Annotated in this window: 24 protein-coding genes and 1 tRNA gene; 5 read left to right on the top strand and 20 right to left on the bottom strand. The window is 66.0% G+C overall.

Features of this window, described 5'->3' with window-relative positions; translation table 11 throughout:
• Positions 1–2: 2 nt before the first annotated feature.
• The 4 genes from SAMIE_RS10030 to SAMIE_RS10015 are packed head-to-tail and all read right to left on the bottom strand — an operon-like array spanning position 3 to position 3,829.
• Complete coding sequence (locus tag SAMIE_RS10030; protein WP_066701418.1) at positions 3–917, bottom strand: NAD-dependent epimerase/dehydratase family protein; 915 nt, start codon at positions 915–917, stop codon at positions 3–5.
• A 4-nt stretch (positions 918–921) separates the two neighbouring features.
• A complete protein-coding gene (gene proB, locus SAMIE_RS10025; RefSeq protein WP_066701419.1) occupies positions 922–2,052 on the bottom strand; it encodes a glutamate 5-kinase in 1,131 nt (376 codons plus the stop codon).
• Between the two features lie 31 nt (positions 2,053–2,083).
• Entirely contained in the window at positions 2,084–3,181 is a 1,098-nt protein-coding gene (obgE, locus tag SAMIE_RS10020; RefSeq protein ID WP_066701420.1) for a GTPase ObgE, read from the bottom strand.
• 30 nt (positions 3,182–3,211) lie between these two features.
• Positions 3,212–3,829, bottom strand: coding sequence for a TetR/AcrR family transcriptional regulator (locus tag SAMIE_RS10015; protein WP_066701421.1), 618 nt, complete (start codon positions 3,827–3,829; stop codon positions 3,212–3,214).
• Positions 3,830–3,881: 52 nt separating this feature from the next.
• On the opposite strand from SAMIE_RS10015, the gene SAMIE_RS10010 reads away from it, so the two are divergent.
• Together SAMIE_RS10010 and SAMIE_RS10005 are read left to right on the top strand one after the other, a co-directional pair.
• A complete protein-coding gene (locus tag SAMIE_RS10010) occupies positions 3,882–4,733 on the top strand; it encodes a metal-dependent hydrolase (RefSeq protein ID WP_066701423.1) in 852 nt (283 codons plus the stop codon).
• 31 nt (positions 4,734–4,764) lie between these two features.
• Entirely contained in the window at positions 4,765–5,298 is a 534-nt protein-coding gene (locus SAMIE_RS10005; RefSeq protein ID WP_066701425.1) for a GNAT family N-acetyltransferase, read from the top strand.
• Positions 5,299–5,314: 16 nt separating this feature from the next.
• Here the strand turns inward: SAMIE_RS10005 and SAMIE_RS10000 are convergent, their stop codons facing one another.
• From SAMIE_RS10000 to rplU, 3 genes are all read right to left on the bottom strand, one after another.
• Entirely contained in the window at positions 5,315–5,887 is a 573-nt protein-coding gene (locus tag SAMIE_RS10000) for a GNAT family N-acetyltransferase (protein WP_066701427.1), read from the bottom strand.
• Between the two features lie 273 nt (positions 5,888–6,160).
• Positions 6,161–6,430, bottom strand: coding sequence for a 50S ribosomal protein L27 (gene rpmA, locus SAMIE_RS09995; RefSeq protein WP_066701429.1), 270 nt, complete (start codon positions 6,428–6,430; stop codon positions 6,161–6,163).
• Between the two features lie 29 nt (positions 6,431–6,459).
• Entirely contained in the window at positions 6,460–6,756 is a 297-nt protein-coding gene (gene rplU / locus SAMIE_RS09990; RefSeq protein ID WP_066701430.1) for a 50S ribosomal protein L21, read from the bottom strand.
• A gap of 185 nt (positions 6,757–6,941) precedes the next feature.
• Here rplU and SAMIE_RS23575 point away from each other — a divergent pair, with 185 nt between their 5' ends.
• From SAMIE_RS23575 to ybaL, 3 genes are read left to right on the top strand one after another with little or no spacing between them, the layout of a single operon-like run.
• Positions 6,942–7,334, top strand: a complete 393-nt coding sequence (locus SAMIE_RS23575; RefSeq protein ID WP_066701432.1) for a hypothetical protein — start codon at positions 6,942–6,944, stop codon at positions 7,332–7,334.
• A 56-nt stretch (positions 7,335–7,390) separates the two neighbouring features.
• Positions 7,391–7,525 carry a hypothetical protein gene (locus SAMIE_RS23985; RefSeq protein WP_267886515.1) on the top strand — a complete coding sequence of 45 codons (135 nt, stop codon included), beginning with the start codon at positions 7,391–7,393 and terminating at the stop codon, positions 7,523–7,525.
• A 59-nt stretch (positions 7,526–7,584) separates the two neighbouring features.
• The gene (ybaL, locus tag SAMIE_RS09980; RefSeq protein ID WP_066701434.1) at positions 7,585–9,234 is read left to right on the top strand and encodes a YbaL family putative K(+) efflux transporter; all 1,650 of its coding nucleotides are present in this window, start codon (positions 7,585–7,587) and stop codon (positions 9,232–9,234) included.
• On the opposite strand, the gene SAMIE_RS09975 is transcribed toward ybaL, so the two are convergent.
• The 13 genes from SAMIE_RS09975 to SAMIE_RS09915 form a co-directional block, all read right to left on the bottom strand.
• Positions 9,220–10,758 carry a cryptochrome/photolyase family protein gene (locus tag SAMIE_RS09975; RefSeq protein ID WP_066701436.1) on the bottom strand — a complete coding sequence of 513 codons (1,539 nt, stop codon included), beginning with the start codon at positions 10,756–10,758 and terminating at the stop codon, positions 9,220–9,222. The two genes, ybaL and SAMIE_RS09975, sit on opposite strands and share 15 nt — an antisense overlap.
• Before the next feature lie 50 nt (positions 10,759–10,808).
• Positions 10,809–12,539, bottom strand: a complete 1,731-nt coding sequence (locus tag SAMIE_RS09970; RefSeq protein WP_066701451.1) for a DEAD/DEAH box helicase — start codon at positions 12,537–12,539, stop codon at positions 10,809–10,811.
• Positions 12,540–12,850: 311 nt separating this feature from the next.
• Positions 12,851–13,549 (bottom strand): 50S ribosomal protein L1, encoded by a 699-nt coding sequence (gene rplA / locus SAMIE_RS09965; protein WP_066703044.1) that lies wholly within the window; start codon positions 13,547–13,549, stop codon positions 12,851–12,853.
• 4 nt (positions 13,550–13,553) lie between these two features.
• A complete protein-coding gene (gene rplK / locus SAMIE_RS09960; protein WP_066703047.1) occupies positions 13,554–13,985 on the bottom strand; it encodes a 50S ribosomal protein L11 in 432 nt (143 codons plus the stop codon).
• 114 nt (positions 13,986–14,099) lie between these two features.
• Complete coding sequence (gene nusG / locus SAMIE_RS09955) at positions 14,100–14,636, bottom strand: transcription termination/antitermination protein NusG (protein WP_066703049.1); 537 nt, start codon at positions 14,634–14,636, stop codon at positions 14,100–14,102.
• Positions 14,637–14,663: 27 nt separating this feature from the next.
• Positions 14,664–14,870, bottom strand: coding sequence for a preprotein translocase subunit SecE (secE, locus tag SAMIE_RS09950; RefSeq protein WP_066703051.1), 207 nt, complete (start codon positions 14,868–14,870; stop codon positions 14,664–14,666).
• Between the two features lie 171 nt (positions 14,871–15,041).
• Positions 15,042–15,117, bottom strand: a tRNA-Trp gene (locus tag SAMIE_RS09945).
• A gap of 79 nt (positions 15,118–15,196) precedes the next feature.
• A complete protein-coding gene (locus tag SAMIE_RS09940) occupies positions 15,197–16,108 on the bottom strand; it encodes a YihY/virulence factor BrkB family protein (protein WP_066703053.1) in 912 nt (303 codons plus the stop codon).
• 84 nt (positions 16,109–16,192) lie between these two features.
• Positions 16,193–17,416, bottom strand: coding sequence for a dihydroorotase (locus tag SAMIE_RS09935; protein ID WP_066703123.1), 1,224 nt, complete (start codon positions 17,414–17,416; stop codon positions 16,193–16,195).
• 32 nt (positions 17,417–17,448) lie between these two features.
• A complete protein-coding gene (locus tag SAMIE_RS09930) occupies positions 17,449–18,444 on the bottom strand; it encodes an aspartate carbamoyltransferase catalytic subunit (RefSeq protein ID WP_066703055.1) in 996 nt (331 codons plus the stop codon).
• A 44-nt stretch (positions 18,445–18,488) separates the two neighbouring features.
• Positions 18,489–20,099 carry a phytoene desaturase family protein gene (locus tag SAMIE_RS09925; RefSeq protein WP_066703125.1) on the bottom strand — a complete coding sequence of 537 codons (1,611 nt, stop codon included), beginning with the start codon at positions 20,097–20,099 and terminating at the stop codon, positions 18,489–18,491.
• On the bottom strand, positions 20,096–21,259 hold the full coding sequence (locus tag SAMIE_RS09920; protein WP_066703057.1) for an aromatic ring-hydroxylating oxygenase subunit alpha: 1,164 nt from the start codon (positions 21,257–21,259) through the stop codon (positions 20,096–20,098). The genes SAMIE_RS09925 and SAMIE_RS09920 overlap by 4 nt, the downstream gene beginning before the upstream one ends.
• 83 nt (positions 21,260–21,342) lie before the next feature.
• Positions 21,343–22,308, bottom strand: a complete 966-nt coding sequence (locus tag SAMIE_RS09915; protein WP_066703062.1) for a bile acid:sodium symporter family protein — start codon at positions 22,306–22,308, stop codon at positions 21,343–21,345.
• Positions 22,309–22,366 lie beyond the last annotated feature (58 nt).

Below are 22,366 nucleotides of genomic sequence, written 5' to 3'. Positions count from 1 at the left end.
GTTCAGAGCCAGCCCTTGTCCCGGTAGGCCGCCGCCGTCGCCTTCAGGCCATCGGCGGTCGCCACCTGCGGCACCCAGAGCCGCTTGGGCGGCTGTTTGCGCTTTCCCACCACCCAGTCGGGATGGCAGAAATAGCTAACCCGGTCGGGCGTCAGCTTGGCCCGCCTGCCACGCACCATCCGATCCGCCTGCGCCGCGAGCGACAGCAGCCATTGCGGCGTCGCCAGCGTTTTGACCTGACGCCCCATCGCCCGCCCGATTTCCGCGCCGAACGCCTTGTGGTCCCATCCGCCCGCAACGCCGTCATCCACCTCATAGGTGCGCGTCAGGCTCGCTTCCTTCTCCTGCGCCAGCGCCAGCAGCAGCCGCGCGAGATCGCCGACATGGATCACCGACAGGCGCCCCCCCGGCGGCAGCAGCATGATGCCCCGCCGCGCCATGCGAAACAGGTCCAGCATCTCGCGGTCATTGGGTCCGTATATCGCCGGCGGCCGCACAATGCTCCAGTCCAGCCCGCTCGCCTTCACATATTTCTCGGCCAGTTGCTTGGACCAGCCATAGTCGGAAAGCTTCGGCTCCCGTGCCGCCAGCGACGACACATGCACCAGCCGCCGGATGCCCCGCCGCCGCATGGCGTCGATCACCGCCATGGTGCCCCGCGCATTGCCCGCCTCGAAACCCTCCCGGTCGGGCGCGTTGACCACGCCTGCGATATGCACCACCGCATCGGCATCCCGCACCAGCGTGTCCAGCGCGGCGGCATCCTCCAGCGACCCCGGCACCCATTTCAGCCGTGCACGCGGCGGCTGCGCCTTGCGGGTCAGCGCATTAACGCGCAACCCTTCGGCCAGCGCCTGTTCCAGCACCTCGGTCCCGACGAAGCCCGTCGCACCCGTTATTGCAATGCGGAACGCCATGAAGTCAGACCATCGCCATATGGTCGCGATGGACCAGCACGGATCGCGGCATTTCGCCCAGCAGCGCGGCGATCTCCTCGCTGCGACGCCCTGCGATCTTCGCGGCGGCATCGCTGTCATATTCGATCAGACCGCGCGCGATCACGCGGCCGTCCTGCGCCACGATGTCGACCACATCCCCGCGCTCGAACACGCCTTCGACCCGCGCCACCCCGGCGGGCAGCAGGCTGTTGCCGCGCCCCAGCGCCTTCTCCGCGCCCGCATCGACCACCAGCCGCCCGCGCGTCGTCAGCCGCCCGGCGAGCCATCCCTTGCGCGCCCCCTTGCCCTGCGCCGCGAGGAAGATCGACCCCCTGCCGCCGCCCGCCCAGTGCGACAGCGGCGCATCGACCTTGCCCGACAGGATGGCGAGGTGCGCGCCCGCCCCGGTGGCGATCTTCGCCGCCTGAATCTTCGACACCATGCCGCCCGAACCCATGCCCGATGCGGAACCGCCATCGGCCATCGCCATGATGGCATCGTCTATCGTCTCTATTGTCTCGATCAGCATCGCGCTCGCATCGGCGTGCGGGTTGGCGGTGTAAAGCCCGTCCACGTCCGACAGCAGCGCAACCGCGTCGGCCCGTGCCGCCTGTCCGATGCGCGCCGCCAGCCGGTCATTGTCGCCGAAGCGGATCTCCGCCGTCGCCACGCTGTCATTCTCGTTGACCACCGGCACCACGCCCAGCGCCATCAGCCGCTCCAGCGTCGCCGACGCATTGAGGTAGCGCCGCCGGTTTTCCAGATCGTCCAGCGTCACCAGCATCTGCGCGGCGGTGATCCCGCGTTCTTCCAGCAGGCTGGCCCAGCATTGCGACAGCGCGATCTGCCCCGTCGCTGCCGCCGCCTGCGCATCCTCCAGGGAGCCGCGCCCGCCCTTGGGCAGTTTCAGCCGCCGCGCGCCCAGCGCAATCGCGCCCGACGAAACGATGATGACGTGCTGCCCCGCCGCGCGCCGATCCGCCACGTCGCCGACCAGCGTGCGCAGCCATCCGGTGCGCACCTGCCCGTCCCCGTCGACCAGCAGCGCCGACCCGATCTTGATGACCAGGCGGCGGATGAGGGCAGGGGGGAAGCCGGAGAGGGGGTGGGTCATGCGACACCGAACGGGAGGGACAATGCCATGATCAGATCGGCGACCATGGCTTTTCGGCCGCAGGCGCTTCCTCATCCTCGTCGTTTTCGGGCGGCTGGTCCAGCAGTGGCAGCACCGCGTCCAGCAGCGTGCCCACGCCATCGCCGGTCGCGCCGGAGATGATGAAGACCTCCTCCACATCCGCCTCTTCGCGCAACTGATCGGCGATGTCTTCCATCAGCTCCTGCCCCAGCAGGTCGCCCTTGTTGAGCACCACAAGCTGCGGCTTTTCGTCCAGCCCGCCGCCATAGGCCGCCAGTTCGTCGGTCACGATGCGGAACTGCTCGACCGGATCTTCGCCCGTTGCGTCGATCAGGTGCAGCAGCACGCGGCACCGCTCGATATGGCCCAGGAACCGGTCACCGATACCCGCGCCTTCCGCCGCGCCTTCGATCAGGCCCGGAATGTCCGCCAGCACGAATTCCCGGTCGCGGTGCAGCACCACGCCAAGCTGCGGCTTGGTGGTGGTGAAGGCGTATGCGCCGACCTTCGCCTTGGTGTTCGTGACCTGATTGATGAAGGTCGATTTGCCGGCGTTGGGCATGCCGACAAGACCGACGTCCGCCAGCAGCTTCAGGCGCAGCCACACCCACATTTCCTGCCCCGGCCATCCCGTGCCATGCTGGCGCGGCGCGCGGTTGGTGCTGGTCTTGTAGGACAGGTTGCCGCGCCCGCCATCGCCGCCGCGCAGCAGCACGAGCCGCTGGCCCACCTCGGTAAAGTCGGCGAGCAGTTCCTGCTCATATTCCATCGTGCCGTCTTCCTCGTCCTCCGTCCCGTCGACGGGGGTGGGATCGGACAGGATCTGCGTGCCCACGGGCACCTTGATGACAAGGTCTTCGCCGCCCGCACCATAGCGATTCTTGCCCATGCCGGGCTGGCCGCGCTGCGCCTTGAAATGCTGGGTGTAGCGGAAGTCGATCAGCGTGTTGAGACCCGCCACCGCTTCGAAAATGATGTCGCCGCCCTTGCCGCCATTGCCGCCGTCCGGGCCGCCATATTCGACATATTTCTCACGCCGGAAACTGACCGCGCCGGGGCCGCCCCAGCCGGACTTGATATAGATTTTCGCTTGATCGAGGAAATGCATGGCGCGCCCATAGCGCCATATGGGCCAAAGTTAAACCTTGGCCTGCGCCGCATGGGTCACAGCTTCCGCCAGCAGCGCCGAAGTAAGGCTGCGCGTCGCGATCTCCCGCGCCTTTTCGCGCGACAGGCCGATCGCCGCCGCCATCGGCCCGCCCAGTTGCGAATCGCCCAGCGCCAGCAGCACCAGCATCAGCGTATTCTCGCGGATCAGGCCGGCGAGGTTGGGCGTGAGCGCGCTGGCGGCCAGCTTGTCGACGAGGCGATGGATCGCCTCCACCACCGGATCGAGCGCGTCCTCGTTGCCGGACGAGAGCATCCAGCTCGCCAGCGCGCCCGCGCCCTGCGCGTCGAACGCGTCGAAGGTCATGTCGACGATGGTGCGCGGACTGACTTCGCCGCGCCGCGCAGCATCCACCGCTTCGCCGATATTCGCGGTGATGACTTCGGCCAGATGCGCCGCGAGCGCTTTCTGCAATCCCGCCGCCGATCCGAAATGATGCAGCAGATTGGCATGCGTTCGTCCAATCCGCGCCGCCACGGCCTTCAGCGTCACCGCCTGCGGGCCTGCCTCGATCAGCAACGCACGCGCGGCTTCCACAGCGGCGAGGCGGCTTTCGTCGGGAGTAAGGCGTCCGCGTTTTATTGACATGATTGTCAGTATCTCATATTTACATCAATGTCAGTATCGAAAGGAGCGTCTCATGACCCCCGTCGACCTCACCATCACTCCGCGCGACCGCCGCTTCGGACGGGCACGCAGGATGCAGCGACATTGGCTGAACGGCGATCCCTTCGCCACGGCTTTCTTCAACGCGCTGTCGATCACCTTCCCGCGCGGCGAAGCCTTCTTCATCGACTCTGTCCGCGCCTTCCGCGAGGGCGCCTCCGACAAGCTGAGGCAGGAGATCGCTGCTTTCATAAAGCAGGAGGTCGTCCACAGCCGCGAACATCTGGCCTTCAACCGACAGGTGACGGATCAGGGCTATGATGTATCGCGCCTCGATGCGGACGTGACCATGGTGCTGGACCTCGCCTACCGCCGCCCGCCCATCGTCCGCCTTGCCGCGACCATGGCGCTGGAGCATTTCACCGCCATCCTCGCCCATGAACTGCTGCGCGATCCGCGCCATCTGGACGGTGCGGACCCGGACCTCGCCGCGCTGTGGCGCTGGCATGCCGTCGAGGAGATCGAGCATAAGGGCGTGGCGCACGACACTTGGGTCCATGCCACCCGCGACTGGCCGCGCCTCAGGCGCTGGTGGGTCAGGTCGCTGATGATGCTGATCGTCACGCGCCATTTCCTCCACCATCGCGCGCGCGGCATGGTGGATCTGCTGCGGCAGGACGGGATCACGGGCATTCGCGCATGGGGCGGGTTGCTGCACTATGCGCTGGCGAGGCCCGGCATCGTGCGGCGCGTAGCGCTGCCATGGCTGGGCTATTTCCTGCCCGGTTTCCATCCGTGGAAGGTGGATGACCGGGCGCTGATCGCGCTGGCCGACACGCCCTATGAGGATGCGCGAATGGAGAGTGCCTTGCCCTCCATCGCTTGACCGTGGGGGGCGGGGGCTGTCTTATCCTGCTATGTCCGGCGCTCCCATTCTCGAAACACCCCGCCTCATCCTCCGCGCGCATCGGGTGGAGGATTATGCCGCCTGCCGCCGCCTCTGGTCCGATGCCGATGTCGTCCGTTTCATCGGCGGGATGGCGCAGGACGCGCAGGCGGTGTGGTTCCGCCTGCTGCGCTATGCGGGCATGTGGTCGCTGCTCGGCTACGGCATGTGGGCAATCGAGGACCGGGAAAGCGGCGCGTTCCTGGGCGAAGCGGGCCTGCTCAGCGCGGAGCGCGGCATCCCCGAACTGGAGGGCGTTCCCGAAGCCGGCTGGGTGCTGGGGCCGCAGGCGTGGGGAAAGGGCATCGCGACTGAAGCCATGACCGCCGTCATCCGATGGGCAGACGCCCATGCGGATGCGCCCTCGCTCCGCTGCATCGTCGAACCCGACAATGCGCCCTCTATCAGGGTCGCGGAGAAGCTGGGATTTTCCCCGCTGACCGACACGCTCTACGGCGGCAAGCCCACTCGGGTGTTCGACCGCCCGCGCAATCCCCCCGGTTAGGGATGTCGCGCGGGCGTCAGGCCGCCGCCAGCATGGCGTCGCGATAGACCTCCATCGCCGGATCGTCGTTCATTTCGCCGGTTTCGCCTTCTTCGAAGATCAGGGAATCGACCGCCGCGCCGCGCCCGAGGCTGAAGCGCGATGCTGTCTCTCCCGTGCAGCGAAAGCCGAGCTTGCGCAGCACCTTGCCCGACGCGGGATTGTCGATGAAGTGCCCGGCGCGGATGTCCGTGACCCCCGCCGCCCGCGCCATGCCCAGCACGGCCCGGCCCGCTTCGGTCGCGAAACCCAGCCCCCAATAGGCGCGCGCGATCCAGTAGCCCAGCTCGGGGCGGCCCTTCTCGTCGAGATGCAGCCCGCATCCGCCGACGAGGCGCGGCGCGCCGTTCGTGCGCGTGAAGGCGAGCAGGCGCGGCAGGCGGCTGTCCTGCGGCATCGACAGGAAGGCTTCCGCGTCGGCCAGCGTGTAGGGGCAGGGCACATGCGTCAGGTTGCGTGCGACGGCGGGGTCGTCGATGGCGTGAACCAGCGCGGGCGCATCTTCCATCCAGCCGGGACGCAGCAACAGGCGCGGGGTGCGGGCGAACATTCTCTTCTCTCCTCCGGATGCGCCGTTAGCTGCCCATGATGACGGCTTGACGACGCTGCCTCTGGCTGGCGGCTTTGCCCGCATGACGCGTGAAAAGCCGCTTGGTTCCAGGGGCTTGAGGGATTTTCGAGGGGGATGTCGCCCAACGCGAACAGGGGCGCCCCTCATGATGAGGAGCGCCCCTTGTTGCCTCGGACACCGGTGTCGGACTGCTTGTCCGGACACCGGGAGGATCGCCCCTTTGCGGAGGACGACCCGTCATACGATCGTCCGTTATTCGGCGGCTTCGGCTACCGCGTCGACCGACACATATTTGCGGCCGAGCTTACCGGTGTGGAATACCACCTTGCCTTCGTCCAGCGCGAAGAGGGTATGGTCCTTGCCCATGCCCACGTTGCGGCCCGGATAGACGCGGGTGCCGCGCTGGCGAATGATGATGTTGCCGCCGATCACGTCCTGACCGCCGAACTTCTTGACGCCAAGGCGCTTCGACTCAGAATCGCGACCGTTGCGCGACGAACCGCCAGCTTTTTTATGTGCCATGACCTAAACTCCTTATTCTGCGCTACGGCTCAGGCGATCGACACGATCTTGAGGATCGTGTGATTCTGGCGGTGGCCGTTCTTGCGGCGATAATTGTGGCGGCGGCGCTTCTTGAAGACGATGACCTTCTCGCCCTTCGCCTGCGCGATGATCTCTGCGGCGACGGTCAGCTTCGACGCGTCCTTGAGGTCGCCATTTTCACCGGCCAGCAGGACATCGCCCAGCGTAACCTTGTCACCGGCTTCACCGGCCAGCTTCTCAACGACGATCTTGTCTCCGGCGGCGACGCGATACTGCTTGCCGCCCGTGCGCACGATAGCGAACATGGCTTGTCTCTTCTCGTTCAAATCTGCTTTACGCAGCTCATCAAGGACTAGCCCTGTCGACCCGCGCGGGAATGTGGCCCGTTAGTGGAATGAGGCTGCCCTGTCAACCGATCCAGCGCGGTTTTGCGGGGTGGTTTTGACGGCACCGGCACCTTATCTATGGGACAGACGATACAGGAGCGACGATGCGGCATAGCGGTGCAGACCGGCAGAAGGGAAGAGGCGGGCGCCACCGCCCCGCGATTCTCGCTGCGCTCTGGACCCTGATCGCCGTCACGCTGCTGTCCGCCCTCGCGCCGCTCGGCCCGCCGCTCAGCCGGACGCGCGGCTCCGCCTTCAACCCGGCGACCAGCGAAGTGGTGGTGAAGACCCGTCCCACGGTCCGCACCGATGCGTCGCCGGAACGGCTGCCAGACGGCAGGGTCGCGCCCTTCGTGGCGATTCTGGCGGTGCTGCTGAGCCTGTTTGCCGGGGCGCGCGTCATGCTCACGTCCGGCGGGATGCGGCCTGCACCTGTCCACATCCCTGTCTCTCTTCTTCGCACTGGCCGGTCCCGTGCGCCCCCCTCAGCCGCCTGACCATAGAGAACCGCTCGCCTTCGCGCGGGCTTTCGTCGGCATAGAGGAGGGACGCCATGCCCCATGACGATGATCCGCTGGACGAGCGCCCCCGGCGCCGTCCGCCCTGGTGGTTCATGCCCGCGGTCATGACTGGCCTTGGACTTGCAGCCGCAATGCTTGCCATGACCATGATGAGCATCGTGGAATGACGTGAACAGGGCCGGGCGCGCACCCATGCGCGTCCGGCCGCTTGAAGAGAAAAACAATCATGCCCCATCATACTCCCCTGATCGGAACCATCGTCGCGGGTCTTGTCGTCGCCTTCATCATGGGGTCGATAGCCCACCGGCTGAAGCTGTCGCCGCTGGTCGGCTATCTGGTCGCCGGCATCCTCGTCGGTCCCTTCACTCCCGGCTTCGTCGCCGACGCGGGCCTTGCCAACGAACTCGCCGAAATCGGCGTGATTCTCCTGATGTTCGGGGTGGGGCTGCATTTTTCGCTCAAGGATCTGCTGTCGGTCCGCAATATCGCGGTGCCCGGCGCTCTGGTTCAGATCGCGGCGGCGACCCTGCTTGGCATGGGCCTTGCGCACCTCATGGGCTGGACGCTCATGGGCGGCCTCGTGTTCGGCCTCGCGCTTTCGGTCGCGAGCACCGTGGTGCTGCTGCGCGCGTTACAGGGCGCGGATCTCGTCGATACGCGGCGCGGACGGATCGCGGTCGGATGGCTGATCGTCGAGGATCTGGTGATGGTGCTCGCGCTTGTCCTGCTGCCCGCGCTCGCTACTGTCATGAAGAATGCCGATGGGGGCGGAGCGTCGGCCCTACTGGCGCCGCTGATCGGCACGCTGCTGAAAGTCGCGGGCTTCGTCGTGGTGATGATGGTGGTGGGCCGCCGCATCATCCCCTGGGCGCTGCACTGGGTCGTCCACACCGGATCGCGCGAGCTGTTCCGGCTCGCCGTTCTGGCCATCGCGCTCGGCGTTGCGTTCGGTGCGGCCTATGTGTTCGACGTGTCCTTCGCGCTCGGCGCGTTCTTCGCGGGTATGATCCTCGGCGAAACGCCGCTCAGCCGCCGCGCGACGGAGGAGACGCTCCCCCTGCGCGATGCGTTCGCGGTGCTCTTCTTCGTGTCGGTGGGGATGCTCTTCAACCCCTCGATCGTGGTCGAACAGCCGCTGCCGCTGCTGGCCACCGTGCTCATCATCGTCATCGGCAAGTCGATTGCGGCATGGGGCATCGTGCGCGCGTTCGGCCATCCCAATGTGACTGCGCTCACCATCGCGGCCAGCCTTGCGCAGATCGGCGAGTTTTCCTTCATTCTCGCATCGCTCGGGACAGGCCTCGGCGTCCTGCCAGCCGATGCGCGCGACCTCATTCTGGCGGGCGCGATGGTGTCGATCTTCCTCAACCCGATCCTCTTCTCGATGATCGTGCGCGACCATCGCAAGGAGGAGGACGTGCCCTCCGCCGCCGACAGCCAGATCGCGCAGAATATGGGGCACACCATTCTCGTGGGATATGGCCGCGTCGGCAAGCTGATCGCCGCGTCCCTTGCGGCCAAGGGCGTCCATTTCGTCGTCATCGAGGACGACCGGGAAAAGTCGGAGGAAGCAGGCGAGGCGGGCCATATCGTCGTGCGCGGCAACGCGCTGGAAGACCGGCATCTGCGCGCGGCGAACATCGGCGAAGCGCGCAACATGCTGATTGCGGTGCCCGAAGGGTTCGAGGGCGGCGCGATCCACGAACATGCCCGTCACCTCAACCCCAACCTCAACGTCATCGCCCGTGCGCATAGTGACGCGGAAGTCGCGCATCTGGAGACGCTTGGCGTGCCGCATATCGTCATGGGCGAGCGGGAACTGGCGGCACGGATGCTGACGCTCTGCGGCGCGGGACAGGGGCTAGGCAAGCGATGAGAGGAACCGCGCCGCCTGTTCGCGGATGGCGGCGCGGTCCTCGTCCGTCATCCTCGCCCAGTTGCGATAGGGCATCGCCATGCGCGGGTTGCGCGCCAGCTTCTTCCCGTTGCGGGCGATGAAATCCCAGTAGAGCGCGTTGAAGGGGCAGGCGTCCTCGCCCACCCGCTTCTTCACGTCATAGCGGCATCGGCCGCAATAATCCGACATCCGGTTGATATAGGCGCCGCCCGCCGCATAGGGCTTCGACCCCAGCAGGCCGCCATCGGCGAACAGCGCCATGCCCACGGTATTGGGCATTTCCACCCATTCATAGGCGTCGGCATACACCTCCAGATACCAGACATGGACCTGCCGCGGGTCGATCCCGGCGATCAGCGCGAAATTGCCCGTTATCATCAGCCGCTGGATATGATGCGCATAGGCCTGGCTTATGGTCTGGCCGATGGCCTGCGCCATGCAGCGCATGTCTGTTTCGCCCGTCCAGTAAAAGCCGGGCAGGTCGCGCGTCGCATTGAGGGCGTTGCGCGATCCGTAATCCGGTCCTTCGTGCCAGTAGACGCCGCGCACATATTCGCGCCAGCCGATGATCTGGCGGATGAAGCCCTCCGCACAGTTGAGCGGCACCTTGCCCGCGCGAAAGCGTGTCTCCACCTCTCGACACAGCGCCAGCGGATCGAGCAGTCCCACGTTGAGGTAGGGAGACAGGACCGAATGCCAGAGGAACGGTTCGTCGGTCAGCATCGCGTCCTGATAGTCCCCGAAGCGGGGCAGAGCCTCGTCTAGGAAGCGCTTCTGCTGGCGCAGCGCTTCCTCGCGCGTCGTGGCGAAATGAAAGCTATCGAGACTGCCGATATGGTCGGCGAACCGCTCCGCCACGATTCCCAGCACCTCTTCCGTGACGGCATCGGGCCGGAAGCGGATGGGCTGCGGCATCAGCAGGTCGCGGCCCGGCGCGGGTTTGCGGTTCTCGGCGTCGTAATTCCACTGTCCGCCCTCGGGCTGGCCATCCTGGTCCAGCAGCAGCCCGGTTCTGCGCCGCATGTCGCGGTAGAAAAACTCCATCCGCATCTGCTTGCGCGCCGCCGCCCATGTGTCGAACTCGGCATGGGAACAGAGGAAACGGTCGTCCTCATGGATGGTGACGGGAATGGAGAAGCGATCCGCCCAGCTTTCGAGCATCGCGCGGACGCGCCATTCGCCCGCTTCGGTCACATGGATAGCGCGGGGCCGATGCCGCTTCACCGCCCGTGCGACCTCGCCGGTGAAGGAGCCTGTATTGTCCGGATCGTCCAGCCGCACATAATCGACCGTCCATCCCTCGGCGCGGAGCGCCTCGGCATGGTGGCGCATCGCCGACAGGATGAAGGCGATCTTTGCCTTGTGATGTTTCACATAGGTGGTTTCGTCGGCGACCTCCATCATCAGGACGACCGCATCGTCCCTGTCCACCGCCCGCAGCGCGGCAAGATCATGGCTGAGCTGGTCGCCCAGCACCGGAACGAGAAAAGGGCCGTCGCGCATTCCGTCAGGAATGAACGAGCGGCCCTTTCGCTGCCAGCCTGTCCGAAAGGTCAGCGGCCGCGCGGCGGCCCCTTGCGTCCGCCGCCGCCCTTGAAGGGGCGGGGGGCGTAGTTGCCGGGACGCGGGCCGCGGTCGTTCGGGCGGCCACCCTGACGCCGGTTCTCCCGCGCCTGCTCGCGCGGTGCGCCATCGACGGGTTCAAACGCCACGTCCGCGCCTTCGTCGCTGGCCTGCCCCGTGCGTTTGACCGCCGCGATGAAGCGGCTGGCGATGGCCTTGGGGATTTCGAACATCGTCTCGTTGGCGGCGATGCGGATCGCGCCGATTTCCTGCCGCGACACATGGCCGCGACGGCAGATCAGCGGCAGTATCCAGCGCGGGTCGGCGTTCTGGCGGCGGCCAATGTCCATGCGGAACCACTGGGTGTCCTCGAACCCCGGACGCGGCCCGTCATTACGCACAGGCGCTTCGCTGCCGTCGAGCAGTTCCTCGGGCGCGGGGAGAGCCGCGCGGGCGCTCTTGACCAGCATCGCGGCGATTTCCTTGGCGCTCTTTTCGGCGAGCAGTTCCGCGCCCAGCGCCCAGTCCGCCTCGTCCAGTTCCGCCCGTTCCATCAGGCTGGCGCGCAGCCGCGCATTGTCCTGTTCCAAGATGGCTTCCCTGCTCGGCGGGGTGCCCCATTCGACCGGGATCTTCGCACCGCGCAGCATGGATTCGACGCGGCGGCGGCGGGGGTAGGGGACGATCAGCACCGCCGTTCCCTTCTTGCCCGCGCGGCCGGTGCGGCCGGAGCGATGCTGCATCGTTTCGGCGTCGCGGGGCAGCTCGACATGAACGACCAGCGACAGCGAGGGAAGGTCGATGCCGCGCGCCGCCACGTCCGTCGCCACGCACACCCGCGCTCTCTTGTCGCGGAGCGCCTGAAGCGCATGGTTGCGCTCATTCTGGCTATGCTCGCCCGACAGCGCCACCACGGCGAAGCCGCGCTCGGTGAGGCTGGCGTGCAGGTGCCGCACATTGTCGCGCGTGGCGCAGAACAGGATCGCCGTCTCCGCTTCATGATAGCGCAGCAGGTTGACCACCGCATTTTCAATGTCGGATGGCGCGACGGTCAGCGCCTGATAGCTGATGTCGCCATGGCCGCGCTCTTCGGAGACGGTCGAAATGCGCAGCGCGTCTTTCTGATAGCGCCGGGCCAGCGCCACGATGGGCTTGGGCATGGTCGCGGAGAAGAGCAGGGTGCGCCGGCCCTCCGGCGCGCTATCGAGAATGCCCTCCAGATCCTCGCGGAAGCCCATGTCGAGCATCTCGTCCGCTTCATCCAGCACCACGGTGCGTATCGCCGACAGGTCGAGCGCCCCGCGCTCCAGATGGTCGCGCAGGCGGCCCGGCGTGCCGACCACGATGTGCGTCCCGTGGCCGAGGTTGCGGCGCTCCTTCGCGGCGTCCATGCCGCCGACGCAGGTCGCGATGCGCGCGCGCGCCGCGCCATAGAGCCATTCCAGCTCGCGGCTCACCTGCAACGCCAGTTCGCGGGTGGGCGCGATCACCAGCGCCAGCGGCTGACGCGGCGGGGGCAGGCTGTCGCCTGCCCCGAGCAGCTCGCCCGCCATCGCAAGGCCGAAGGCGACGGTTTTCCCCGACCCGGTCTGCGCGGACACGACCAGATCGCGGCCAACCGCGTCCTCCTGCGTCACTTCGGACTGGACGGGGGTCAGCGTCTCATAGCCCTTGGCGACGAGCGCCTGCGACAGGAGAGGGGGGAGAGTATCGAATGCCATATTCTTGTTTTCCATCGGTAAAAGCGACCCGCCATATGCCGACGGATACAGGAGACCTTTTCATACTTCCGGGGATCGGAAGCCCGAAGGAAGGTCAGTCCTTCGGTTCCAAAATCCTCCCCTGTAAGGGGAGGGGGACCGCCAGCGAAGCTGGTGGTGGAGGGGGGTCCCCTCTCGATAGCAGGACGCCCCTCCGTCAGGGCTTCACCCTGCCACCTCCCCTGCGAGGGGAGGATGAAATTTGAAAATAAGAAGGCCGCCTTCCCCCGCAAGGAGGGAAGGCGGCCCCTTTATCGGTTATCGTCAGCCGCTCAGACGGAAGCGACTTCCGCCACATCGACCTTCACGCCCGGGCCCATCGAGGAGGACAGGGCGATCTTGCGGACATATTTGCCCTTCGAACCCGACGGCTTCGCCTTGACGATCGCATCGACGAAGGCGTCAAAATTCTTGCGCAGGTCTTCGGCCGGGAAGCTCGCCTTGCCGAGACCGGCGTGGATGATGCCGGCCTTTTCGACGCGGAATTCGATCTGACCGCCCTTGGCGGCCTTCACGGCTTCGGCGACGTTCGGCGTCACGGTGCCCAGCTTCGGGTTCGGCATCAGACCCTTGGGGCCGAGCACCTTGCCCAGACGACCCACCAGACCCATCATGTCGGGGGTGGCGATCACGCGCTGGAAGTCGATGTTGCCGGCCTGGATCGAATCGAGCAGGTCTTCCGCACCCACGATGTCGGCGCCGGCGGCGGTGGCCGCTTCAGCCTTGTCTCCACGGGCGAACACAGCGACGCGCACGTCCTTGCCGGTGCCTGCGGGCAGGGTCACGACGCCGCGGACCATCTGGTCGGCGTGACGCGGATCGACGCCGAGGTTGATCGCGATTTCGACGCTTTCGTCGAACTTGGCGGTGGCGTGGGTCTTGATGAGGCCCAGAGCCTCGTCAACGCCGTGCAGCTTTTCGCGGTCGACCGCAGCGGCCAGGGCTTTCGCCTTCTTCGTCAGCTTTGCCATGTTCTTAGCCCTCCACCACTTCGAGGCCCATCGCGCGGGCGGAGCCTTCAATGATCTTCGTCGCCGCTTCGATGTCGTTGGCGTTGAGGTCGGGCATCTTGGTCTGCGCGATCTCGGCAAGCTGCGAACGCTTGATCTTGCCACCGCTGATCTTGCCCGGCTCCTTCGAACCCGACTTCAGGTTCGCGGCTTTCTTGATGAGGTAGGTGGCAGGCGGCATCTTCGTGATGAAGGTGAAGGAGCGATCCGCATAGACGGTGATGACGGTCGGCAGCGGCGTGCCCTTTTCCATCTTTTCCGTCGAGGCGTTGAACGCCTTGCAGAATTCCATGATGTTGACGCCGCGCTGACCCAGGGCAGGGCCGATCGGCGGGGAGGGGTTGGCGGCGCCGGCTGGCACCTGAAGCTTGATATAGCCGGTAATCTTCTTGGCCATGTGTCTCACTCTGTTGCTGGACCCGCCGCTGGCGACGCGTCCGGTTCAAGTTTAGCGGTCCAGACGAAGGACAAGTCCTTCTCCCGCGCATATCCCCGGTTGCCCGGAAATTCCTTATTTCGACAGTTCGACCTGTTCGAAATCCAGTTCGACCGGGGTGGCGCGGCCGAAGATCGACACCGACACCTTGACCCGGTTCTTTTCGAAATCCAGTTCCTCGACCACGCCGTTGAAGCTGGCGAAGGGACCGTCCAGCACCTTGACGCTGTCGCCGATTTCGTAATCGACGCTGATCTTGTGCTTGGGCGCGGCCTCGGCTTCCTTCTGCGCGCCGAAATAGCGGGCGGCTTCGCTCTCGCTGATCGCCTGCGGCTTGCCGGACGAGCCGAGGAAGCCCGTAACCTTGGGCGTGTTCTTGACGAGGTGGTAAATGTCATCGTTCATCGCCAGCTTGGCGAGGACATAGCCCGGCATGAACTTGCGTTCGACCTGAACCTTCTTGCCACGCTTCACTTCGGTCACGGTCTCTGTCGGCACTTCGACCTGCTCGACGAGCTGCGACAGGCCCATGCGCTCGGCTTCGGCCAGGATGGACTCCTTGACCTTGCTTTCGAAGCCCGAATAGGCGTGGATGATGTACCAGCGCGCCATGTTACAGTCTCAAACTCCCGTCTTCGCTCAAGCCCGGCCCGACGCCAGGCTGAGCAGCCACTGGACGATCGCGCCGAAGAAGGTGTCGATGCCGAAGAAGAACATGCCCAGCAGCGACGTCATCAGCACCACCATCACGCCGGTCATCACCGTTTCGCGGCCGGTGGGCCATACGATCTTCTTCGCTTCGGTCTGCACCTGATTGACGAATTCGCCGGGGGTTACCTTCGCCATCGTCCGCCTTCTTGCCTTCCACACAAACACCGATCGCGGAGCAACAGTCCGCCCTCCCGATCCCGCCCTGTTTTGGCGTCCGGGGGTGCGGCCGATCTGCTCCGCGACCATCTTTCGCTGGCGCACTTACCTGCGAACCCATGAATTTTCAAGGGCGCGCAGGCTGCCGACTGGCAGGAGTGGAGGGACTCGAACCCCCGGCATTCGGTTTTGGAGACCGACGCTCTACCAACTGAGCTACACTCCTGCACTGGCGGCGAGCCAGCGAAGGAGGGCGCTTTAGCGTGGGCGTGTCGGCAGGGCAAGCGCCATTATGGCGCTCGGGATCAGGCCGCTTTCGGCTCCTCGACCTGCGTGTCCGCGCTGGTCTGGCGCTCGGCTTCCTGGTTGAGCTGCGCGCCCAGCAGGACCACGAAAGCGGACACATAGAGCCACAGTTGCAGCACCACGACCGCGCCCAGCGACCCGTAGGTCTCGTTATAATTGCCGAAGCGCGAAACATAGAAGGAAACGCCCAGCGTCGCCAGCAGCCAGAACAGTGTCGCGACGACCGATCCCGCCGTCAGCCACTGCCAACGCGCCCGGCGGCGGTGCGGCCCGAATCGATAGATGAGCGCGAAGATGAGGCTGGCGAACAGGCCCGCCGCGATCCATGTCAGCGCCTTCACGAAGAAGATCGCGACCGGACCCCAGCCATCGACGAAAGACTGGAGGAAACCCAGCACCGACGCCGCCAGCACGCCCACGACCACCACCAGAACGGCGGAAAAGGTGATGCCGATGGACACGCGATAGAAGGACAGCATCGAGCGCGCCTCCTTCTCCTCATAAACGATATTGAGCGCCTCCATCGTCGCGGACGAAGCGCGCGTCGCGCCATAGATGGCGAGCAGGAAGGACAGGAGCAGGCCAAATCCGATGGCGGGCTTCGCGGTCGTCACCACGGCCATCAACTGATCGAAGATCAGTTTCGCCGCCTCGCGCGGCACCACCGTGATGATGGAGCGGACATGTTCCGCCACCAGCGCGGGATCGCCGATCAGGCCATAGGTCAGCACCACGGCGGCCAGCAACGGCGCAATCGACAGGAAGGCATAATAGGCGACGCCCGCCGCCAGCAGGCTCAGATGGTTTGCGCTCTTCTTCGCATAGACGCGCTTCAGCACTTCCCACCAGCCACGCGCCGGTATCTGCCATGGCGCCTCCGCATGGACCTGCTGCGCTACCCGTTCCGTCATCGCTATCCCCTTGCTGCGAGGGAACAAGCGCGCAAAGCGGAAAGGATGTTCCGAAAGTTTCCGGCGGGCCGCCAGCGCCCCGCCTTAGAGGAACATGCCGCCCTTCATGATCCGCCGTGCACGACCCTGCACCGGCAGCCGGTCGAACGGCGTGTTGCCCGCGGCCGCCGCCATCTTCGCGCTGTCGACGATCCACGGCGCGTCGGGATCGACGAAGATCAGGTCGGCGGCGCTACCGGGCGCGAAGCTGCCCGCGTCGACACCCAGAATGCGCGCGGGGTTCGCGGCGAGCAGCGCCATCAGCCGCCCCATCGACACCAACCCCTCGCGCACCAGATTGAGCGACAGCGCCAGCAAGGTCTCCGCCCCCGCCATGCCCGGCGCGGCGTCGGCGAAGGGCAAACGCTTGTCCTCCGGCCCGCGCGGATCGTGGCTGGAGGTGATGACATCGACCGTCCCGTCCGCCACCGCGCGCAGGCTCGCCTGCCGGTCATCCTCATGCCGCAGCGGCGGGGAGAGGCGGGCGAAGGTGCGGAAATCGGTCATCGCCTGATCGTTCAGGAACAGATAGGCCGGGCTGATCCCGCATGTCACCTTCAGCCCCTCCGCCTTCGCCGCGCGGATGAGGTCGAAGCCCGCCCTTGTCGTCACCAGCCGGAAATGGATTGCCGCACCGGTCTGACGCACCAGCATCAGATCGCGCGCAATCGCCATCGCTTCGGCGCAGGCCGGGGCGTGCGGCAGGCCGAGCCGCGTCGCCGTCTCTCCGCTCGTCGCCACCGCCTTCGCCGTCAGGCCCGCATCCTCGGCATGGGCGATGACGGTGAGGCCAAGGCCGTGGGCATAGGACAGGATGCGCAGCATGACGCCCGAATCCGCGATCCACTGGCGGCCCGTGGCCACCGCTTTCGCGCCCGCCCGTTGCATCAGGCCGATCTCGGCCATCTCCACGCCCGCAAGGCCGCGCGTCGCCGCCGCGATGGGATGCACCCAGAAGTCAGGCTTGCCAGCCCGCGTCGCCTGCCGGATCAGGCCGACTTCATCGAGCGGCGCGCGCTGGTCGGGCATCAGCGCCGCGCGCGTGATGCCGCCGAAATGGAAAGCGGGCTTGTCCGTTGCGAAGACGCCAAGGTCGACAAGCCCCGGCGCGACAACCTGTCCGTGCGCGTCGATCCGCTCTGCATCGCCCGGAACCGTAACAGCGCCCGCCGCGACGATCCGATCGCCCTCGATAAGCACGGTGCCGGGTGCGGGGGAATCGCCCGCCGGATCGGCCAGCAGCCCGTTGACGATGGCAATCCGGCTCATGCCCGCCCCGTTTTCCTTGTTGGTCGGGATGCTCAAGACCATCCCTCCACACCGCGCGCCCCGCGCGTCAGCACGTCGAGGCACGCCATGCGCACCGCCACGCCCATCGCCACCTGTTCGGTGATCGCCGACCGCTCGGGATGATCCGCGACCGAACTGCTGATCTCCACGCCTCGGTTCATCGGGCCGGGGTGCATCACCAGCGCATCGGGCTTCGCCAGCGCCAGCCGCTCGGGCGTCAGGCCGTAGAGCGCATGATATTCGCGCGCGGACGGGATGAACGCCCCGTCCATCCGCTCATTCTGAAGCCGCAGCATCATCACCACGTCGGCGCCGTCCAGCCCTTCGTCCATGCGCGTATAGGGCGTCGCGCCCAGCATTTCGACCTCCGGCGGCAGCAGCGTCGGCGGCGCGACGGCGCGCACCTGAGCGCCCAGCGCCGCGAGGCAGAGCATGTTCGACCGCGCCACCCGGCTGTGCAGCACATCGCCGCAGATCGCGACGATCAGCCCTTCGAAACCGCCCTTGCGCCGCCGGATCGTCAATGCGTCGAGCAACGCCTGCGTGGGATGCTGGTGCCAGCCGTCACCCGCGTTCAGCACCGGACAATCCACCTTGTCCGCGATCAGCGCCACCGCGCCCGAACTGGCGTGCCGGATCACGATGACATCGGCGGCCATGGCGTTCAGCGTCATCGCCGTGTCGATCAGCGTTTCGCCTTTCTTCACGCTCGACGTCGCCGCCGCCATGTTGACCACGTCCGCGCCCAGCCGCTTGCCCGCGATTTCGAACGACAGCAGAGTGCGGGTAGAGTTCTCGAAGAAGGCGTTGATCTGCGTCATCCCCGCCAGCCGGTCGTCATGCTTGCGCGTCTGACCCTTGTTCGCCTGCGCCCAATGTTCCGCCTCATCGAGAAGGAAGCGGATTTCCCAGGGTTTGAGGTCGGCGATGGACAGGAGATGCCGATGCGGGAACAGCGCCCGCCCGGTCAGTTCGGGGGGCGCATCGGGGATAGCGAAATCGGGCATGAACCGGGTCTTTAGGGGAGGGGGACGGGCAGGGCAAGGGCGCTTCAGGTCCGCCCGCGCCAGCGCCCGAAGATCGACCCGTCGCGCAGCACCTCGCGCGCCGCATTATGTCCCGGCGCACCCGTGACGCCGCCGCCCGGATGCGTGCCTGCCCCGCACATATAAAGACCCTTCAAAGGCCCGCGATAGGCGCCATGTCCCAGCACCGGCCGCGCCGACCACATCTGGTCGAGCGAGAGATGACCGTGCATGATGTCGCCGCCCACCAGCCCGAACTTGCGTTCGAGGTCTGACGGCGAGTGGATCTGCCGCGCGATCACGCTCGTCGCGAAACCCGGCGCGTGCGCGTCCACCGTGGCGATGATCGCGTCCGCCGCCGCCTCCCGCTCCTCGTCCCAGCTTCGTCCGTCTGGAAGCTCCGGCGCAAACTGCTGGCAGAAGAGGCTGGCGACATGGCATCCTTCGGGCGCAAGGCTGTCGTCAACGGTCGAGGGGATCAGCATCTCGACGATAGGCTGCTTCGACCAGCCGTCGCGCTTCGCATCCATGAAGGCGCGGTCCATATAATCCAGCGTCGGCGCGATGATGATGCCCGACTGGTGATGCTCGCCCACGCCGGGAAGGCATGTGAAATCGGGGAGGGCGGAAAGCGCCACATTCATGCGGAACGTGCCCGATCCCGTCTTGAAGCCGCCAATGCGCTTCACGAAGTCGGCGGGCAGGTCGGCTGCATCCATCAGCCGCTCGTAAAGCAGCTTCGGCCCCACATTGGCGATCACCGCACCGCCCATCACTTCTTCGCCGCTTTCGAGCGCCACGCCCACCGCACGGCCGCCATCCACCAGCACCCGCGCGACCGGCGCGTCGAGGCTGATCTCCACCCCCATGGCGCGCACCACCTTTGCCATGATCTGCGTGATCGACCCCATGCCGCCCACGACGTGCCCCCACGCGCCCTTCTTCCCGTTCACTTCGCCGAAGACATGGTGCAGCAGCACATAGGCGCTGCCCGGCGTGTCGGGGCTGGCATAATTGCCGACCACCGCGTCGAAACCGAAAGCCGCCTTCACCGCCTCGCTCTCGAACCAGCCGTCGAGGAAGGAGCGCGCCGACTTGGTGAAGAGGTCGAGCACGTCGCGCTGCTGCTCCAGCCCCAGCGCGGCGATGCGGCGGCCCTGCTTCAGCGCATCGACGATCATGCTGAACCCGCCGCCGACATTGGGCGGGCTTTTCAGCACCAGATCGCGCAGCACGTCCGCCACGACCTCCAGCGCATCATAATAAGCGGGCAGCGCCTCGGCGTCGCGCGCGCTGAATTTCGCGAACTCCGCCTGCGTGGCGGCAATGCCGCCGCCCAGCTTCAGATAGCGCCCGTCCTCTTGCGGCAGAAAATTGCTGATCGGGCGCTCGATCACGCGATAGCCATGGTCGGCCAGGGCCATGTCGCGGATCACCCTGGGGTTGAGCAGGCTGACCGTGTAGCTCGCCGTCGAGTTGCGGAAGCCGGGGTGAAATTCCTCCGTCACCGCCGCCCCGCCGATCACGTCGCGCCGTTCGAGAATGCGCACCTTATAGCCCGCCCGCGCCAGGTAGAAGGCGCAGACCAGCCCGTTATGCCCGCCCCCAATGATGACGGCATCGTAGCGCTCGGTCATGCCCTGCCCCATCCAGCCGGAGGCGCATGATGCAGCCGCGCCTGCGGGATCAGCGCACGCATCCTTCGCCCGAAATGCCGAAGCGCCACTTCATTTTCGGAAAGCGGCCCTACGGTGAAGCTGCGCGATGCCATCCCCGCCTGAACGCGTGCGACCAGCGCGGTGTCCTCCGCATTTACCTGTCGGTTGATCCTCCAGTTGAGGTAGCGCGCCGCCTTCATCTCCCGCCGCTCGTCGGGAATCGCATAGCTGATTTCCCGGATCAGCGTCTGCGTCGGCGACACGGGCAGCCACGCCATAAAGTCGATCTGATCGGGGTAAATGTCGAACGCGAAGTTGGGCCAGAGCTTGAAATAGGTCCACAGCCTCTGCCGCTGAGACGGCAAGTGAGACACATGCGGCAGGAAATGCTGATAGGCGCGCTCGGACAGGTTGGACGAAGGCTTCTCCACGATCGGCCCCCACATCCTGTCCGCATAGGCCGATGCCTCGACGCCATAGCCGTCGCCCATCAACCGCCTGAGGCCCGGATGCGCCACGGCGATGTGCAGACCGTCCGAATAATTGTCGCCGATATTCTTCCAGTTGACCGCCCGCGGACGCAGCGTCACCCGGCCCAGCGCTCGCAGATCGGGCAGGCGGTAATGCGCGATCTCTTCGGCATAGGGCGCCATCATCTCCGCCACGGACGGCCCGCCATCGTCGGCGAGACGCACGAACAGAAAGCCCTGCCAGTTTTCAAGCTCGACCCGCGCAAGACCATGATCCGCCATGTCGAAGGTGCTGCCGTAGCTTGCCTTCATCGGCACGCCGCTCAGCCGCCCGTCGCTTTCATAGGTCCAGCCATGATAGCGGCAGACCAGCTTGCGGGCGCAGCCGGTCGGTCCTTCTACGATCCTTGCGCCGCGATGGCGACACACGTTGGTGAAGGCGCGCACGACGCCGTCTTCTCCCCGGATGACAACGATATTTTCATCAATGAAATCAAAGACATGATAGTCTCCGGGGGAGGGCAGGTCGCTCTCGTGCGCGGCGATCTGCCATGCGGGCCGAAACACACGCTCGACCTCCGCTGCAAAGAAGTCCGGATCGCCATATGTCCATGCGGGCAGGCTCCACCCCGCGTCGGGATCATCCGCTTTCGATCCGTCACCATCCATTGCCAGCCCCCACAGCCATATCTTTTACATACGCAAAATAATGATCGCGCAAAATCGATTCAGTTGTCTACTTCGCTGTCTCTTTATGGCTCGGCCCGCCGGGCATAATGCCTTGCCAGCAGGGCGCACGCCATCAACTGAATCTGGTGGAACAGCATGATAGGCAGCAGCACCGGACCCACCGCGCTCGCCGGAAAGAGCACGCCCGCGATCGGCACGCCCGACGCCAGGCTCTTCTTCGATCCGCAGAATTGCAGCACGATCGCTTCCTCGCGCGAAAGTCCGATGATCCGACCGAGGGCAAAGGTGAAGAGCAGGATGAGCGTCAGCATCGCCAGACACAGCCCCGCCAGTTCCGCCAGCTCGACCGGGGAAACCTTCGACCAAAGCCCCTCGACCACCGCGGCGGAAAAGGCGGCATAGACGACCAGCAGGATCGACCCGCGATCGACGCTCGACACCAGCGCCTTGTGTCTGGCGACGAAGCCGCCGATCCACGGGCGCGACAGATGCCCCAGAATGAAGGGCAGCAGGAGCTGGAGCAGGATGCTCTCCACGGATGACCATGAGACAAGGCTTCCGCTCCCGCTCCGCTCCATCAGAAACGCGACAAGCAGCGGCGTCACGGCGATGCCCAGCAGGTTGGAAAAGGACGCGCTCACCACGGCGGCGGCGACATTGCCGCGTGCGATGGCGGTAAAGGCGATGGAGGATTGCACCGTCGACGGAAGCAGCGTCAGGAACAGCACACCGTTACGCAGCGAGAGCGGCGCAACGCCGAATCGGACGATGGCGATCCCCAGCAGGGGGAAGGCGATGAAGGTCGTTCCCAGCGTCGCCAGATGCAGCCGCCACGCTTTCGCCCCGTCCAAAATCGCTTCCCGCGACAATTTCGCGCCATGCAGGAAAAAAAGAACCACGATGCCCGCGTCCGCGATCCCGTCCGCGACCGCTGCGCCCGGACCCCTCGCTGGCAGAAAGGACGCTAGGGCGACCGTGGCGATCAGCAGCAGCAGGAAGGGATCGAGCGCTTGGCGCAGGCGATTCATGGGCGTTGTACCGGATGGACGGGAGAGATGAGGGGGGATAGACGCGGCGCGCCGGGTG

This window comes from Sphingobium amiense (assembly GCF_003967075.1).
Lineage (GTDB): Bacteria > Pseudomonadota > Alphaproteobacteria > Sphingomonadales > Sphingomonadaceae > Sphingobium > Sphingobium amiense.
The sequence above is the reverse complement of the archived record's forward strand: the minus strand, read 5'-3'. Positions and strand labels throughout refer to the sequence as shown.

Excerpts from the sequence above, each read along its gene's own strand:
- SAMIE_RS10030 (WP_066701418.1), bottom strand. The coding sequence starts at position 917 with ATGGCGTTCCGCATTGCAATAACGGGTGCGACGGGCTTCGTCGGGACC.
- proB (WP_066701419.1), bottom strand. The coding sequence starts at position 2,052 with ATGACCCACCCCCTCTCCGGCTTCCCCCCTGCCCTCATCCGCCGCCTG.
- obgE (WP_066701420.1), bottom strand. The coding sequence starts at position 3,181 with ATGCATTTCCTCGATCAAGCGAAAATCTATATCAAGTCCGGCTGGGGC.
- SAMIE_RS10015 (WP_066701421.1), bottom strand. The coding sequence starts at position 3,829 with ATGTCAATAAAACGCGGACGCCTTACTCCCGACGAAAGCCGCCTCGCC.
- SAMIE_RS10010 (WP_066701423.1), top strand. The coding sequence starts at position 3,882 with ATGACCCCCGTCGACCTCACCATCACTCCGCGCGACCGCCGCTTCGGA.
- SAMIE_RS10005 (WP_066701425.1), top strand. The coding sequence starts at position 4,765 with ATGTCCGGCGCTCCCATTCTCGAAACACCCCGCCTCATCCTCCGCGCG.
- SAMIE_RS10000 (WP_066701427.1), bottom strand. The coding sequence starts at position 5,887 with ATGTTCGCCCGCACCCCGCGCCTGTTGCTGCGTCCCGGCTGGATGGAA.
- rpmA (WP_066701429.1), bottom strand. The coding sequence starts at position 6,430 with ATGGCACATAAAAAAGCTGGCGGTTCGTCGCGCAACGGTCGCGATTCT.
- rplU (WP_066701430.1), bottom strand. The coding sequence starts at position 6,756 with ATGTTCGCTATCGTGCGCACGGGCGGCAAGCAGTATCGCGTCGCCGCC.
- SAMIE_RS23575 (WP_066701432.1), top strand. The coding sequence starts at position 6,942 with ATGCGGCATAGCGGTGCAGACCGGCAGAAGGGAAGAGGCGGGCGCCAC.
- SAMIE_RS23985 (WP_267886515.1), top strand. The coding sequence starts at position 7,391 with ATGCCCCATGACGATGATCCGCTGGACGAGCGCCCCCGGCGCCGTCCG.
- ybaL (WP_066701434.1), top strand. The coding sequence starts at position 7,585 with ATGCCCCATCATACTCCCCTGATCGGAACCATCGTCGCGGGTCTTGTC.
- SAMIE_RS09975 (WP_066701436.1), bottom strand. The coding sequence starts at position 10,758 with ATGCGCGACGGCCCTTTTCTCGTTCCGGTGCTGGGCGACCAGCTCAGC.
- SAMIE_RS09970 (WP_066701451.1), bottom strand. The coding sequence starts at position 12,539 with ATGGCATTCGATACTCTCCCCCCTCTCCTGTCGCAGGCGCTCGTCGCC.
- rplA (WP_066703044.1), bottom strand. The coding sequence starts at position 13,549 with ATGGCAAAGCTGACGAAGAAGGCGAAAGCCCTGGCCGCTGCGGTCGAC.
- rplK (WP_066703047.1), bottom strand. The coding sequence starts at position 13,985 with ATGGCCAAGAAGATTACCGGCTATATCAAGCTTCAGGTGCCAGCCGGC.
- nusG (WP_066703049.1), bottom strand. The coding sequence starts at position 14,636 with ATGGCGCGCTGGTACATCATCCACGCCTATTCGGGCTTCGAAAGCAAG.
- secE (WP_066703051.1), bottom strand. The coding sequence starts at position 14,870 with ATGGCGAAGGTAACCCCCGGCGAATTCGTCAATCAGGTGCAGACCGAA.
- SAMIE_RS09940 (WP_066703053.1), bottom strand. The coding sequence starts at position 16,108 with ATGACGGAACGGGTAGCGCAGCAGGTCCATGCGGAGGCGCCATGGCAG.
- SAMIE_RS09935 (WP_066703123.1), bottom strand. The coding sequence starts at position 17,416 with ATGAGCCGGATTGCCATCGTCAACGGGCTGCTGGCCGATCCGGCGGGC.
- SAMIE_RS09930 (WP_066703055.1), bottom strand. The coding sequence starts at position 18,444 with ATGCCCGATTTCGCTATCCCCGATGCGCCCCCCGAACTGACCGGGCGG.
- SAMIE_RS09925 (WP_066703125.1), bottom strand. The coding sequence starts at position 20,099 with ATGACCGAGCGCTACGATGCCGTCATCATTGGGGGCGGGCATAACGGG.
- SAMIE_RS09920 (WP_066703057.1), bottom strand. The coding sequence starts at position 21,259 with ATGGATGGTGACGGATCGAAAGCGGATGATCCCGACGCGGGGTGGAGC.
- SAMIE_RS09915 (WP_066703062.1), bottom strand. The coding sequence starts at position 22,308 with ATGAATCGCCTGCGCCAAGCGCTCGATCCCTTCCTGCTGCTGCTGATC.